Origin of the sequence: Salmonella sp. 32070601201500089SM (assembly GCF_017573605.1) — a bacterium.
In the GTDB taxonomy this organism is placed as follows: Bacteria; Pseudomonadota; Gammaproteobacteria; order Enterobacterales; family Enterobacteriaceae; genus Salmonella; species Salmonella enterica.
In genome coordinates this window covers 88,571-103,124 of sequence record NZ_JAGETK010000001.1, presented here as the reverse complement: position 1 = coordinate 103,124, position 14,554 = coordinate 88,571, and the positions used below count along the sequence as shown (strand labels likewise).

The window sequence follows — 14,554 nt, the reverse complement described above, 5'->3', positions numbered from 1 at the left end:
TCCTTTTACAGATTAAATGACACGCCGACACGATAACTGTTTTCAGGAATATTATCTCTTCCGTTATAGGCTCCCTGACGATCCAGGTAATCATATTCTATATAAGGCGTGATGTTTTTTGACATTTTATATAACAGGACAAACGCATTTTCTGTCGCCCATTTTTTATGATTGTTATAATGAAAATCATTCTGATAAGTGTAAACTGTTGTCTGCCACGCCGCCGTAAACAGATCATTGATACGATAAGTAACGTAACCATCCCAGCGGTGCTGATTGGCCCTTGCGTTATTTCCGTCAAGGTCGGTTGAGCGATATACGTTATAGTCATAGCGGTACCGGATACCAAGATTAAGATCCGGATTCACGTCATAAGAAAGTTTCAGATAGGGTCCGAAACGGGTTCCGGCTTTACTCCAGTGCGTCAGCATTCCGGGCTTCAGTGACCATTTATCATCGAGTTTTATAGTATAATTTGTTTCCAGCTCATTATAACTTAACCCTATAACTTCATTCGAATTATTATGAACGCCATTCCAGCTATCCGTTTCCAGACTGCCCCACCATCCATTTTCCCATCCATTACTGACTTTAAGACGGGTTTCATATGCATGACTACCGCTACGGTATCCTCCACGGGCATCAAATGTCAGTGCATAAGATGTTAAGGGTACTGCCGTCAGTAATAAAACGGCTCCCGATGCCATTGCCTTTAACTGATTCATTTTTTTACCATCCTTAATTAAGAAAAACAGTTGTATTTTTGTTATGTGCTGTAATAAAAATTACGGGTATTTTTTGAATGGGTGCCCCCTTATATAAATATTCACATCTGATTAGCTTTTATTTTTACTTCACGTTACGCGTTATTGCGCCGCTGAAAGGGCGACCATCAATGGCATCGTGTGTACGTATCGCATCCGGGTGTAACCAGCGCTGAACACGTGACGGCATATCAAACCCAATCAACAAAATCACAACGAAAGTAAGACCAAATGAAAGAGATCCCAGGGCAGTTCCCAGGTCCAGGCGTTCCGCGATAAGTGCCCCAATAACGGGAGCAGCAGCGCCACCAAGTGCCCCGACGTTATAGGTAAATCCGAGTCCGGCAGCTCTTTGTTCCGTATCAAAATACCCGCCAATCAGTTTCGGCAGTATTCCCGCGATACCCTGCCCCAGGATTTGCTGGAAAAAAAGTAAAAATCCGAGAAGCCATATACTGGAGCCACCAATGGCAAATACCGGAATAATCAGGAATTGTGATGCCAGCAGGCTGTATACATAGGCTTTACGGGTTCCCAGCCAGTCACCAAGAAAACCACCGACACAGCATCCCACCGCAGCCCCAAAACCACTGAAAAAAAGAACGTTTGCCACAGTGGATGGCGAATAGCCCAGTTCAGTTTTAAGGTAAGTGGGTAAAAGTGCCTGGATCGGCCAGGAGTACAGAAAAGCAAACAGCACGACAACCATCAGCATTACGCCTGTCGGCCAGCGCTTTCCGCTGCTCTGCACCATAAAGCTGATAAAAATAGCGGCACATATTAATCCCAGCCCTGAGATAATCACTGCACTATGCAGTTCTCCGGTAAAGCAGAACCATAAAGCGACTGCGGCAACGACAGTCATCAGAATATTCACAACCCGGTACTCACCACGGTATAAAACATCAACCATCGTCAGTACGGGGACACTTTCTGACTTTCTTTTTTTCCAGTCTTCCGTTTCGGGAATACTTTTACGTAACCACAATGCAAAAATAATCGGCAGAATACCGATGAAAAATAATGCCCTCCATCCCCATAGCGGGACGACCAGACTGTAAACCTGAGCCACAATCACGGCGCCGACAGAAAACCCGGAAATCAGAAATCCGCTGGCTTTGTTACGTAAATGCTTCGGCCAGCTCTCGATGACATAAGTTGCACTGGTGCCATATTCACCCGCCATTCCCATACCGATAAACAGCCGGGCAATAAACATAACGGTGTATCCCGGAGCCAGACCACATGCCAGCGTCCCGAGAGAAAACAGAACAATGCTGATGACCATTGCCGGACGGCGGCCATACCTGTCCCCCAGCGCACCAAGCATCAGCCCACCAAACCAGCGGGAAATAAACGCAGCAGAAATCAGACTGGCCGCCTCAACTGTCGTCAGTCCGAATTCTCCCTGTATTTCTGTCAGCACGAGCGCAATCAGTACGAAGTCAAAACCATCAAGCAGGTAGCCCAGCCATGCGGCAAAAAATGCCCTCCACTGTGTACGATTCAGACACCGATACCACACTTCATTATCTGCCATAATTACACACCTTACCCCTGAGAGACCTGTGTACCTGTTATACCAGGCAAAACAATAATCACCAGAAAATAGACGCAGGCATATCATGTAAAACAAATTGTTTCGATCGTAACGATCTAAAATATATATTTAAGTCAATAAACTAATAATTACCAGCAACTTATAACCATCAATCAAAAACACTATGAAATTATCATGTTTTAAATAATGTGACAGGCATCTGTTTTTATATTCCAGATATGCCCCCCTCATTATATCCGGAACGATCAGGAAATATTTAATGAGTTTTCAGGAAATAAAAACAACTCGATTTCCCTTACTGACGATTCGTTCCGTAGCGAATTATTCTGTTCCGGATAAGGCTATACTCAGAAACTTCCACATTGAAGGAGACTAAAATGAATACACAACAGGTTAATTTTTCTTCACTTTATTTTGGAACGCCCGTCGCGATTGTATCCAGCCAGAACGCTGACGGAACGACAAATCTGTCACCGATATCTTCATGGTGGATTCTGGGTAAAAGCATCATTTTTGGACTCGGTAAATCAGGTAAGTGCTATGAGAATTTACAACAGAATGCTGATATTGTACTGAACATTCCCGATGCCAGACTATGGGAACATGTTGAGGCGATGGCTGATATAACCGGAAAGGAACATGTACCTGATATTAAAAAAAAAATGGGATATCGTTCTGAAAAAAATAAATTTTTATGTAGCGATCTGACAGAAGTTAACAGCCTGGATGTCGGTCCCGGAAGAATAAAAGAATGTCCGGTTCAGATTGAAGCCCGGGTTGTCAGAGGTATGTCCCTGGGAGAATACACGGAAGAGATGGTCTCAATGGAGGCCCGGATAATACGCACCCACGTTTCTGAAAAATTACTGTATTGCAATGATGGTAAAATCACATTTAACGTCGAAGAGTGGAAACCATTATATTATATTTTTCGCCATTATTTTTCATCAGGAGAGCATTTAGGGAAAAACTTCAGATGCCATGAATGATTATTTACTTTGTTCTGTAGAATATAATTCTGCGGTACGCAGAATTACGGGCGGTAACAAATACATTTGTTGCCGCCAGATTTTAATGGATTTTATTAACAAGTAAAAAAGGGAATGCAGGTTTGTGCATTCCCTTTAAACTCAACGTTTATCCATCAGATAACGATGTGCTTTAGAGGCAGCGCTGGCGGCTTTGAAAATATAGCGCTTATCATTTTTCAGTGCTTTTAACCATGACGCTATATAACTTTCATGCTGAACATCGCCGGATACGTTCAGATCAGCCATTAAAAAAGCGCAGCCTAATTCCGCAATTAATTCTTCAAAGGCATAATCTTCTGAACCAAATTTTCCTTTCATTTCCCTGTTTAAGCGTTTTTTTCCGCCGCTCCAGTGGGTCAGCTCATGTAATCCTGTGGCATAAAAATTTGCAGCATCAGTAAATAAATGGCGTTCAGGTAAATAAATTTCATCCGTTACCGGAGTGAAAAACGCCTGTTGTCCACGTTCAGTGATTTTCGCCCCGCTACGCTGAAAAAGCGCCTCAACCTGGGGCAACGGATCAAACTCAGACACGGGTTGAGTTATCAACTCCTCACTGTTCAGCGTCAGACCGTCAATCTGCTCCACATTAAATACTGTGAAAGTTTTCAGCATTGGGATCTTCTCAGGCTCTCCCTGTTCGTTTTCTTTCTCCAGCGTTTTATAAAAAATAGCAGTGGTCCCCCGGGCACCTTTACGCACCTGGGCACCCAAAGCCTGAGCCTGTTTATAGGTCAGCCAGCGGGAATCATTGAATCCCTGTTTTGCCGCACTGCACCACAGTAACATAATATTCATACCGCTGTAGGCGGTTGTTGTGGCGAAGTTAGAGGGAATACCGGACAAGGTATCATTACGTTTCCAGGGACACACCCAGGGCTTAACGCCGGACTCCAGCGCCTCAATAATGCTCTCAGTCACTGTCTGATAAATATCTTTTTTATCATTGCCCTTACAAAATTTCGTTTTTGAGGAGCCTGAGTGCTCCAGCGGCAATACGCTGGTCGCCTCTGCGGAATTAGAAATACTTGTCCGGGTATGCAGGTTCATCGCCATGGTATTTTCTCCGTCAGTTGAGTGATTTTCGTCTTCGTGTCGCCTGACGGTTCGAGGCCCCGGCATCGTTCTGTTTTGCAAGGGCGCGCAGTGTTTATATACCCTTGCAGAACAGGTTGTGACGGGGAACGATTACCGGAAGCTGACAGGAAGAAGAAAAACGCGGTGGAGAAAATCACGACGGGTATACCCGGACTTAGTATTTCTTATTCCGCAGTGGTGAAAGGGTTTGGGTTTGGGTTTGGGTTTGGGTTTGGGTTTGGGTTTGGGTTTGGGTTTGGGTTTGGGTTTGGGTTTGGGTTTGGGTTTGGGTTTGGGTTTGGGTTTGGGTTTGGGTTTGGGTTTGGGTTTGGAGTTGGAATTGGAGTTGGAGTTGGGGGGCGGTTAGGATCATAACCTGCCACATTTCACATTAGTAACCATTGCCCCCTCATTGACTGAATTTCAGCCATCACCCCGGAAATCTCGCTAAGAGTCAGATTTAAACAGGGAACCGAACCCAATTCTTTGTTTGTAGCATCTCAGCATTTTTATTTACATATTAAAAACAGGTCATACTGCGGGTTTTTACAAAAAGGAATTTAGGATGAAATTCAATTCATTAGATAACTGAATGATACCCGATTCTAGGTATCCCTATATGTCCTTATGAGTCCCTATAAATCCCCAGGCATTCTTATGACCACCAAATAATATTAAACTCAAAACATGCCACAACGTAATTACCATCATTAATTATCTAGAAAAGTATTCGTAAATCCAAATATCAACGTCCCCCCGGAATCGAACTCACTTTTCGTCAGCTTATTAACTTTTATCTCAATTCTGAATATCACTATCAGGGTGCTCAGTACTGGCAACTGATGATGGTTCATTTGACGGCTGGATTTGGTGATCGCCGAAGCGATCACCTTTAATAGTCAACCGGTTTCCCCTATTTGGATTCAGCATTGACTTCGTGTTCCTGAGGGAGCGCAGATACCACATAATCAGCCCATGCCTGCATCATCGGAATACGTTGTTCAAACAAGTCAGTACGATGGTATGCGGCTTCAACTTTATCTTTCAAGGTATGAGCCAGCGCTCTCTCCGCCACGTCTCGTGAATAGCCCCACTCACTGCACCAGTCGCGAAAACTGGAACGAAAGCCATGTGCTGTAGCCACACGCCTAGGAGTGTCACTGACCGCTCCCGTCTTACGCAAAAAAGCAGTCAGCACCATATCCGATAACACGATCTGCTTTCTGGGAGAAGGAAAAACAAGTTCGTCATGCAAACCCTGCATTTTTTCAAGCACCGCAATAGCCTGTAAAGACAACGGAACACGATGCTGGACACCTGCTTTCATCCGTTCCGGAGGGAGTGTCCAGATGCGTTTGCGTAAATCAATTTCATTCCAGGTCATACCACGTGCTTCACCAGACCTTACACCGGTGAGAATAACGATTAACAACAGCGCCCGCGTCACGTTATAGCGCTCATCACTGTAAACCTTTGTCGCAACATAGCGAGGCAGTTGCCGCCAGGGCATGGCGGGTTGATGCATTGTCCGCACACTGGCATTCGCTTGTGAAGGAAGTAAATGACCAACGACATCAACAGGATTTGCAGCGCAATGCCTGTGAGCCCAGCCCCATCCCATCACTGTATGAATACGCTGCCTGACCCGACAGCTCGTCTCAGGTAACGTAAGCCAGTATGGACGAAGTGTTTCTGCCACATCAGCGGGTGTAATGATATCCAGAGTTTTATTCCCAAGTGACGGGAATGCATATTGCTCGAGAGTCGAAAGCCACTGTTTAATGTGCTTCTTGTTTTTCCATCCAGGAGAAAGCTCGGCATGAACCATGCGTGCTGCAACTTCAAATGTCGGTATGACTATTTTGTTTGATTCTGCCTTTTTCAGTTCAAGCGGATCATCACCCACAGCCAGTTGTTCACGCATAGTCTGTGCCAGACTCGCCGCTGAAGCGATACTGATTTCCGGATAGCACCCTAATCCGGCATTTCGTCGTTTTTGGGTAACCGGGCTTACATACCGTAATACCCACTTCCCCCGTCCTTTTGATGATGAAGGATGGAGAGCAAGCCCAGTAATACCCCCATGATTTAACGGCTTGTCATCCGGTTTGATACGCTTTGCCTTTGTATCAGTTAACAATGTCATAAATGATCCCCTCCCCGTTCCGGTATGCCATATGGTATGCCATGAATAGCACGCTTTATCAGGATTGTTGCGGATAAACCAGGATCGCATTTTGAAGAAAAACATTAGAGATCATGACATTGAGGGACAGTATAGGACTGTATCAAACCCATACATTGCAGTCCCCCTCACCGCCATATTTAAGAAAGAGCTCGTACGAAAGTACGGGCTTTTTTTTCACATAAAGCCACCCTACAGGGGGGATGAGAACACCCGACCGGGGTTCGACACAAAAACGCCGGGAGCGTTTTTGAACAGAGCTTGCTCTGGCCCCGAAGGGGCGAGGCCCAGGGATGGGCTGAGTAGCGGCGCAGCCAGTTGGACAGACGACGAGCCTGCGAGGAGACAGCCCGAAGGGGCGAGCAAAGCGAGTCAATCCCCCCTCACCGCCATCTTCAAGAAAGAGCTCGTACGAAAGTACGGGCTTTTGTATCTAAACTTCTTGTTTTTACTGTGATTTTCCTGATGAAAGGTTTGTTTTTGGACCTTTGGTTGCTACACCAAACTTACTATAGATTGTGTAAAACAGCCCTACTTCCCTACCTGAAACGCTTTAGAAAAGTTTGCATAAGTATCTCTCGGTAGTAAAAAAGCACCGAGTTCCTCTGTCTGATGCTGCTGTTGATTTGTTAAAAGATTTACCACGATTAAAAGATAACAATCATGTATTCCCTGCCCCTCGCGCTGAAACACTTTCTGATATGTCGTTATTGGCTGTATTGAAACGAATGGGATATATCGACTTAACGCAACATGGCTTCCGTTCTACTTTCCGTGAGTGGGCTGGTGAAGCAACGGATTATCAACGTGAGGTTATTGAACATGCGTTGGCGCACCAGTTGGCAGATAAGGCTGAAGCAGCGTATCAGCGTGGGACGTTATGGCCTAAACGGGTGGCGTTGATGGATGATTGGACGGGGTATAGCACTGCCAACAGCTAAGCTACCTGTACGAAAGCATTATCGTTGATAACAACGTAGAAAGTGTGATGCTAATAGCATTCGCTTTCGAAAATGTGATAAGAAATAATTTCATAATGAACTATTTCTTATGCAATTATTATCATGGTTTGCAAATTACATAAACCACTCAAGGAGAGGTTATGCCCGGACTGATAGGCTACTGGAAGCAACTTCCAACCAAAGATGAATATATTAAAAAACACAATATGAGTAAAATATCCTGCTACAGTTGTGGTCACGAGAAATTCAGCGATGTTGGTTTGATACAGGTATGGGATAATCATAGAAGAATTCTTTGTGCTAAGTGTAAGACTACTCTTTTCAGAGAAGAGGATTAGTTTTTTTGGCATTGGTAACAGCGGCTTCGGCATCCCTTTTCACGCAGCGGGTCGGGCTTTTTTTCGCATTTGACCCGTCGATTACCGGATGATGACGCAATTTACAAGCGCCTTGTCCGCCTACCGCGAGCACAACGCCATCAGGCTAACTATTAGCCGGCGTAAAAAAACCGGGCGCTAAGGCCCGGTTTGTACGGCAGTGAAACGAAGATTAATGCGCGGCTTCCGGCTTGTGCTTTTGCGCACTCTGGAAGCCATACGTCAACGCATTTTTCTCTTTATCCAGTGCGACGGTGACCTGTCCGCCATCAACCAGCGATCCAAACAGCAACTCATTGGCCAGCGGTTTTTTCAGGTTATCCTGAATCACACGCGCCATCGGTCGTGCGCCCATCGCCCGGTCATAGCCCTTTTCCGCCAGCCAGTCGCGCGCTTCCTGACTGACTTCCAGGGAGACGCCTTTCTGATCCAACTGAGCCTGCAACTCGACGATAAACTTATCGACAACCTGATGAATCACCTCGCCAGACAGATGATCGAACCAAATAATGTTGTCGAGACGGTTACGGAACTCCGGCGTAAACACTTTCTTGATCTCGCCCATCGCATCGGTACTGTTGTCCTGATGAATAAGACCAATAGATTTACGTTCGGTTTCTCGCACGCCGGCGTTGGTGGTCATCACCAGCACCACGTTGCGGAAATCCGCCTTACGGCCGTTGTTATCGGTCAGCGTACCGTTATCCATCACCTGCAGCAGCAGGTTAAAGACATCCGGGTGCGCTTTTTCGATCTCATCCAGCAACAGCACCGCATGAGGATGCTTAATCACCGCATCCGTCAGCAGCCCGCCCTGGTCGAAACCGACGTATCCCGGAGGCGCGCCGATCAGACGACTCACCGTATGACGCTCCATATATTCGGACATATCGAAGCGCAACAGCTCAATACCCAGCGCTTTTGAAAGCTGTACCGTAACTTCAGTTTTCCCTACGCCAGTTGGCCCGGCGAACAAGAATGAGCCGACAGGTTTATGCTCATGGCCCAGACCGGCACGACTCATCTTAATAGCTTCGGTCAGCGCCTCAATCGCGTTATCCTGGCCGAAGACCAGCATTTTCAGACGATCGCCCAGGTTCTTCAGCGTATCGCGATCGCTCTGCGAGACGCTCTTTTCAGGAATTCGCGCAATTCGCGCCACTACGGACTCAATATCCGCCACGTTGACCGTTTTCTTACGTTTGCTCACCGGCATCAGACGCGCCCGAGCGCCCGCTTCGTCAATCACGTCAATGGCTTTATCCGGCAGATGGCGGTCATTGATATATTTTACCGCCAGCTCGACCGCCGCACGCACCGCTTTCGCGGTATAACGCACGTCGTGGTGCGCTTCGTACTTAGGTTTCAAGCCGTTGATAATTTGCACCGTCTCTTCCACCGAAGGCTCGGTAATGTCAATTTTCTGAAAACGGCGTGCTAATGCGCGGTCTTTCTCAAAAATATTGCTGAATTCCTGATAGGTCGTTGAGCCGATCACCCGGATCTTGCCGCTGGAAAGCAGCGGTTTAATCAGATTTGCCGCATCCACCTGTCCGCCCGACGCCGCGCCAGCGCCGATAATGGTATGGATTTCATCGATAAACAGGATGCTGTTGGTATCCTGCTCAAGCTGTTTCAGCAACGCCTTAAACCGTTTTTCAAAATCGCCACGGTATTTGGTGCCCGCCAGCAGCGAACCGATATCCAGAGAGTAAATGGTGCAATCGGCCATCACTTCCGGCACATCGCCCTGCACGATACGCCAGGCCAGCCCTTCGGCAATCGCCGTTTTGCCAACGCCGGATTCCCCCACCAGCAGCGGGTTATTTTTACGGCGACGACACAAGACCTGGATCGCGCGTTCCAGTTCTTTTTCACGACCAATCAGCGGATCGATGCCGCCCACGCGAGCAAGTTGGTTAAGATTCGTCGTGAAGTTTTCCATACGTTCCTCCCCGCCAGCTTGTTCGTCGCCAGTTGGCTGATTGCCGAGATCGGAAGATTGGCTCGGTTCGTCTTTTCGCGTCCCGTGAGAAATAAAGTTCACGATATCCAGACGGCTCACTTCATGCTTACGCAGCAGATAAGCCGCCTGTGATTCCTGTTCGCTAAAGATAGCCACCAGCACATTCGCGCCAGTCACTTCACTACGCCCGGAAGACTGAACGTGGAAGACGGCACGTTGCAGGACACGCTGGAAACTTAACGTCGGCTGCGTATCACGCTCTTCTTCACTGGCAGGCAGTACGGGTGTGGTTTGTTCAATGAAGGCTTCGAGTTCCTGACGGAGCGCCACCAGATCCACGGAGCATGCTTCCAGCGCTTCGCGAGCCGATGGGTTGCTGAGCAGCGCCAGCAACAGATGCTCGACGGTCATAAACTCATGACGGTGCTCGCGCGCTCTGGCGAAAGCCATGTTTAAACTGAGTTCCAGTTCTTGATTGAGCATAGGCACCTCCCCCAATTTTTATACCTGCATTCAGGCTTTTTCCAGCGTACACAGCAACGGATGCTCGTTCCCCCTTGCATACTTGTTCACCATCGCCACTTTGGTTTCCGCCACCTCGGCGGTGAACACGCCGCAGATGGCTTTGCCTTGATAGTGAACTGCAAGCATCAATTGCGTTGCACGTTCTACATCATAAGAAAAGAATTTTTGTAACACGTCAATAACAAACTCCATCGGAGTGTAGTCATCATTGACTAATATCACTTTATACATAGATGGCGGTTTTAGCGCGTCGCGCACGCTATCTTCCACCAACTGGTCAAAATCCAGCCAATCGTTCGTCTTACCCATTGTCAGTCGTCATTATCGGTTACGGTTGTCGGCAGGAAAATCTGCCGCTGACCAGAGTCTATGCACACAATCAATCTACCTCAATTGATAGATAACTAACATCTATCAGTACCATCCGCGACATCTGTCACATTCCCGGCAATAGCGTTAACTGCTTCAAATTTTTGATTCATTTTTACCCGATCCCCCCTGCCTGATGCTTGACGCCTCGCCTGATTTCTCTAAATTGTAATGTCGAGAGTTGGTGAGGTTTTGAACAGCCCCCACTCCGTCACCGGTTCATTCCATCTTACTTATATAAGATTTACGAAGGATGTCGAAGCATGGAAACGGGTACTGTAAAGTGGTTCAACAATGCCAAAGGGTTTGGTTTCATCTGCCCTGAAGGCGGCGGCGAGGATATTTTCGCCCATTATTCCACCATTCAAATGGATGGTTACAGAACGCTTAAAGCCGGACAGTCTGTCCGGTTTGATGTCCACCAGGGGCCAAAAGGCAATCACGCCAGCGTCATCGTGCCCATCGAAGCAGAGGCCGTTGCATAGCTCCTCTGTCTCATTGTGTACATCCAGGAGGCAAAATGCCAGCCCGATCGGCTGGCATTTTTATTTAACGCCAGTGCCTGATAGCGACACTGTTGCATCTTATCAGGCCGACAAATGACGTCAGCGAGATTACTCCCTTGCCAGCGCATCCACCGGGTCCAGTCGCGCCGCGTTTCTCGCCGGTAGCCAGCCAAACAGTATCCCGGTAAATGTCGAACATAAAAACGCGCTCGCCAGCGCAGTCAGTGAAAAACCGATCTCCCAGCCGGGCAGGAAAAGCTGTAGCATAAATGCGATGAACATCGACAAGCTAATCCCCAGCGCTCCACCAACCAGGCAAACCAGCACCGCTTCAATAAGAAACTGCTGTAGCACATCGCTGGCGCGCGCGCCTACCGCCATACGGATGCCGATTTCACGCGTTCGCTCGGTGACGGAAACCAGCATAATATTCATAACACCGATGCCGCCGACAACCAGCGAAATGACGGCCACCAGCGTCAGAAATAACTGAAGAGTATAGGTGGTTTTTTCAGCCGTTTTCAGGACGCTGTCCATATTCCAGGTGAAGAAGTCTTTTTTACCGTGGCGTAAGGTGAGCAGGCGGGTAAGCTGCTGTTCAGCCTGATCGCTATCAACGCCATCTTTCACACGAACGGTGATCGAGTTAAGCCATGACTGACCCATTATGCGATCTGACATCGTGCTATAGGGCAACCAAACTTGCAACAGATTGCTATTGCCGTACATGGACGGTTTCTCTTCCGCCACGCCAATAACAATAACCGGCATATTACCCGCCAGCACCACTTCCCCTACGACATTCGCTTTATTTGGAAATAGCTGGCGTCGCGTGTTGGCATCCAGCACCACCACCTGCGCGCGATCCTGTTGCTGTACAGCATTGAAGGTGTTCCCCTCCCTAAAGGACATGCCGTAAACGTTAAAATAATCGCCACTGACGCCATTAGCATTTACGGCAATATCAATATTGCCATAGCGAAGACGTAAGCTCTTTGAAACGCTGGGCGTCGCAGAGTTAACCCACGGCTGTTTCTGAATAGCCACCAGATCGTCATATTTCAGCGCCTGTCGATACTGCGGGTTGTCGTCGCCAAAATCTTTGCCTGGATGAATATCAATCGTGTTAGTGCCCATAGCGCGGATATCCGCCAGTACCATCTGTTTTGCGGCGTCGCCGACCACCACAATCGACACCACCGACGCAATACCGATAATAATTCCCAGCATGGTCAGTAAAGTACGCATTTTGTTAGCGGCCATCGCTAACCACGCCATTGACAGCGCTTCGCGAAAGCTGCTGGCAAATTGCCGCCAGCCGGGAGCCGTATTAACTACGGCAGCGTCAACGCCCTGTTCGCGTTTCTTTTCCTGCGCGGGCGGATTATGGACAATCTTGCCATCGTGAATTTCAATAATCCGCTCCGCCTGGGCGGCAATCAGCGGATCGTGCGTCACAATGATCACCGTATGTCCGCGATCGCGCAGTTGGCGCAAAATCGCCATCACCTCTTCGCCGGAATGGCTATCCAGCGCGCCGGTCGGCTCATCTGCCAGAATCACCTGTCCGCCGTTCATCAGAGCGCGGGCAATACTGACACGCTGCTGCTGTCCGCCAGAAAGCTGTGAAGGTGGGTAATCGACGCGATCGCTTAATCCCAGCCGCAAAAGCAACTCTCTGGCGCGCGCCTGGCGTTTTTTGCGTTCAATGCCGGCGTAGACGGCGGGGATTTCAACATTTTGCGCTGCCGTTAAATGCGACAACAGATGGTAGCGCTGAAAGATAAAGCCAAAATGCTCACGCCGCAGCTGCGCCAGCGCGTCCGGGTCCAGCGTCGAGACGTCCCGCCCCGCCACCCGATAAGTGCCGCTGGTCGGTTTATCCAGGCACCCGAGGATATTCATCAGCGTTGATTTTCCAGAACCGGAAACGCCGACGATCGCCACCATCTCCCCGGCGTGGATTTGCAGGGAGATATCTTTCAACACCGCCACCTGCTCTTCTCCGGAGGGGTAGCTGCGACTCACATTGCGCAGTTCAAGCAATGCCGTCATGGCGTCGCTCCTGGCCTGCTCTCGCCGATGATCACCTCATCGCCCGCTTCCAGACCTTTAACCACTTCCACGTCTGTATCGTTACGCTCGCCAATGATCACTTCGCGCTCACGTTTTTCGCCGTTACGCAACAGCGCCACTTTATAACGATTGCCGCCCACCGGTTCGCCAAGCGCGGCGAGAGGAATAATCAACACATTTTTGACATCCATGAGTTGAATATAAACCTGTGCGGTCATATCAAGACACAAGATTCTTTTGGGGTTCGGCACTTCAAACCGGGCGTAATAAAAAATAGCGTCGTTGATCTTTTCCGGCGTCGGCAGAATATCTTTTAAAACGCCTTCATAGCGCGTTTGCGGATCGCCTGCAATGGTGAACCATGCTTTCTGCCCCGCCCGAAGATGGATCACGTCCGCTTCCGAGACCTGCGCTTTTACCAGCATGGTGCTCATATCCGCCAGCGTCAGAATATTGGGCGCCTGCTGAGCTGCAATCACCGTTTGTCCTTGCAGGGTAGTGATTTGCGTCACTTCCCCCGCCATGGGGGCAACAATACGGGTATATTCCAGGTTGGTTTTCGCGGTGTCCAACGAGGCCCGATTACGTTTGATCTGGGCATCTATGGTGCCAATACGCGCCTGTTTAACCGCCAACTCCGTCGCCGCAGTATCCAGATCCTGTTGCGATACCGCCTGAGTCTTAGCTAACTGCTGCTGGCGCGCCAGCGTAACCCGCGCCAGCTTTAACTCAGCGGCTGCCTGCTGACGCTCCGCGTTCAGCTCCATCAGGGTGGCCTCGACCTCTTTTATCTGGTTCTCCGCCTGATCTGGGTCAATCACGCCGAGTAGCTGATCTTTTTTAACGTTATCGCTAATGGAGACCAGCAGCGTTTTCAACTGGCCGCTCACCTGCGCGCCGACATCCACTTTACGCAACGCGTCCAGTTTTCCAGTCGCCAGTACACTCTGTTCAAGATCGCCTGGCCGCACGATTAATGTCTGATAAGTTGGCAGCGGGGCATTTATCATTCGCCAGCCAGCCATCCCCCCCACTAAAAGAATTAAAATAATGACCAGATAACGCTTTTTAAATTTCTTTCCCTTAGCACGCATAGAAACCCTGACGGCAAAATTTTAACCAGAAAGTAAACCACACCTAAACAAAGCTGACACA

General features: G+C 48.5%; 13 protein-coding genes and 1 pseudogene. 5 read left to right on the top strand and 9 right to left on the bottom strand.

Annotated features, from left to right (window positions below):
• Positions 1-5: 5 nt before the first annotated feature.
• Both J4728_RS00485 and J4728_RS00480 read right to left on the bottom strand, forming a co-directional pair.
• Complete coding sequence (locus J4728_RS00485) at positions 6-725, bottom strand: oligogalacturonate-specific porin KdgM family protein (protein ID WP_077950582.1); 720 nt, start codon at positions 723-725, stop codon at positions 6-8.
• Between the two features lie 124 nt (positions 726-849).
• Positions 850-2,304: an MFS transporter gene (locus J4728_RS00480; protein ID WP_088759998.1), complete on the bottom strand. Its 1,455-nt coding sequence runs from the start codon at positions 2,302-2,304 to the stop codon at positions 850-852.
• 398 nt (positions 2,305-2,702) lie between these two features.
• Here J4728_RS00480 and J4728_RS00475 point away from each other — a divergent pair, with 398 nt between their 5' ends.
• Positions 2,703-3,314 carry a flavin reductase family protein gene (locus J4728_RS00475; protein WP_208210870.1) on the top strand — a complete coding sequence of 204 codons (612 nt, stop codon included), beginning with the start codon at positions 2,703-2,705 and terminating at the stop codon, positions 3,312-3,314.
• Positions 3,315-3,455: 141 nt separating this feature from the next.
• Here J4728_RS00475 and J4728_RS00470 read toward each other — a convergent pair whose 3' ends face one another.
• Together J4728_RS00470 and J4728_RS00465 are read right to left on the bottom strand one after the other, a co-directional pair.
• A complete protein-coding gene (locus J4728_RS00470) occupies positions 3,456-4,412 on the bottom strand; it encodes an ArdC family protein (RefSeq protein WP_208210867.1) in 957 nt (318 codons plus the stop codon).
• Between the two features lie 934 nt (positions 4,413-5,346).
• Positions 5,347-6,579, bottom strand: a complete 1,233-nt coding sequence (locus J4728_RS00465) for a tyrosine-type recombinase/integrase (protein WP_208210864.1) — start codon at positions 6,577-6,579, stop codon at positions 5,347-5,349.
• Positions 6,580-6,670: 91 nt separating this feature from the next.
• On the opposite strand from J4728_RS00465, the gene J4728_RS00460 reads away from it, so the two are divergent.
• The 3 genes and pseudogenes from J4728_RS00460 to J4728_RS00450 all read left to right on the top strand — a co-directional run bounded on the left by J4728_RS00460 (position 6,671) and on the right by J4728_RS00450 (position 7,918).
• Positions 6,671-7,075, top strand: a complete 405-nt coding sequence (locus J4728_RS00460; protein WP_208210861.1) for a hypothetical protein — start codon at positions 6,671-6,673, stop codon at positions 7,073-7,075.
• A gap of 130 nt (positions 7,076-7,205) precedes the next feature.
• Positions 7,206-7,559, top strand: a pseudogene (locus J4728_RS00455) (tyrosine-type recombinase/integrase); the annotation flags it as partial.
• A gap of 161 nt (positions 7,560-7,720) precedes the next feature.
• A complete protein-coding gene (locus J4728_RS00450) occupies positions 7,721-7,918 on the top strand; it encodes a hypothetical protein (protein ID WP_001117984.1) in 198 nt (65 codons plus the stop codon).
• A 211-nt stretch (positions 7,919-8,129) separates the two neighbouring features.
• On the opposite strand, the gene clpA is transcribed toward J4728_RS00450, so the two are convergent.
• From clpA to J4728_RS23755, 3 genes are all read right to left on the bottom strand, one after another.
• On the bottom strand, positions 8,130-10,406 hold the full coding sequence (gene clpA / locus J4728_RS00445; protein WP_000934064.1) for an ATP-dependent Clp protease ATP-binding subunit ClpA: 2,277 nt from the start codon (positions 10,404-10,406) through the stop codon (positions 8,130-8,132).
• 30 nt (positions 10,407-10,436) lie between these two features.
• Positions 10,437-10,757 carry an ATP-dependent Clp protease adapter ClpS gene (clpS, locus tag J4728_RS00440; RefSeq protein ID WP_208210858.1) on the bottom strand — a complete coding sequence of 107 codons (321 nt, stop codon included), beginning with the start codon at positions 10,755-10,757 and terminating at the stop codon, positions 10,437-10,439.
• A 95-nt stretch (positions 10,758-10,852) separates the two neighbouring features.
• Positions 10,853-10,930, bottom strand: a complete 78-nt coding sequence (locus J4728_RS23755) for a hypothetical protein (protein ID WP_212742690.1) — start codon at positions 10,928-10,930, stop codon at positions 10,853-10,855.
• A 150-nt stretch (positions 10,931-11,080) separates the two neighbouring features.
• On the opposite strand from J4728_RS23755, the gene cspD reads away from it, so the two are divergent.
• Positions 11,081-11,302: a cold shock-like protein CspD gene (gene cspD, locus J4728_RS00435; RefSeq protein WP_000447499.1), complete on the top strand. Its 222-nt coding sequence runs from the start codon at positions 11,081-11,083 to the stop codon at positions 11,300-11,302.
• A gap of 129 nt (positions 11,303-11,431) precedes the next feature.
• Here the strand turns inward: cspD and macB are convergent, their stop codons facing one another.
• Positions 11,432-13,378, bottom strand: a complete 1,947-nt coding sequence (macB, locus tag J4728_RS00430; protein WP_001748306.1) for a macrolide ABC transporter ATP-binding protein/permease MacB — start codon at positions 13,376-13,378, stop codon at positions 11,432-11,434.
• On the bottom strand, positions 13,375-14,493 hold the full coding sequence (gene macA / locus J4728_RS00425; RefSeq protein WP_208210855.1) for a macrolide transporter subunit MacA: 1,119 nt from the start codon (positions 14,491-14,493) through the stop codon (positions 13,375-13,377). The genes macB and macA overlap by 4 nt, the downstream gene beginning before the upstream one ends.
• Positions 14,494-14,554 lie beyond the last annotated feature (61 nt).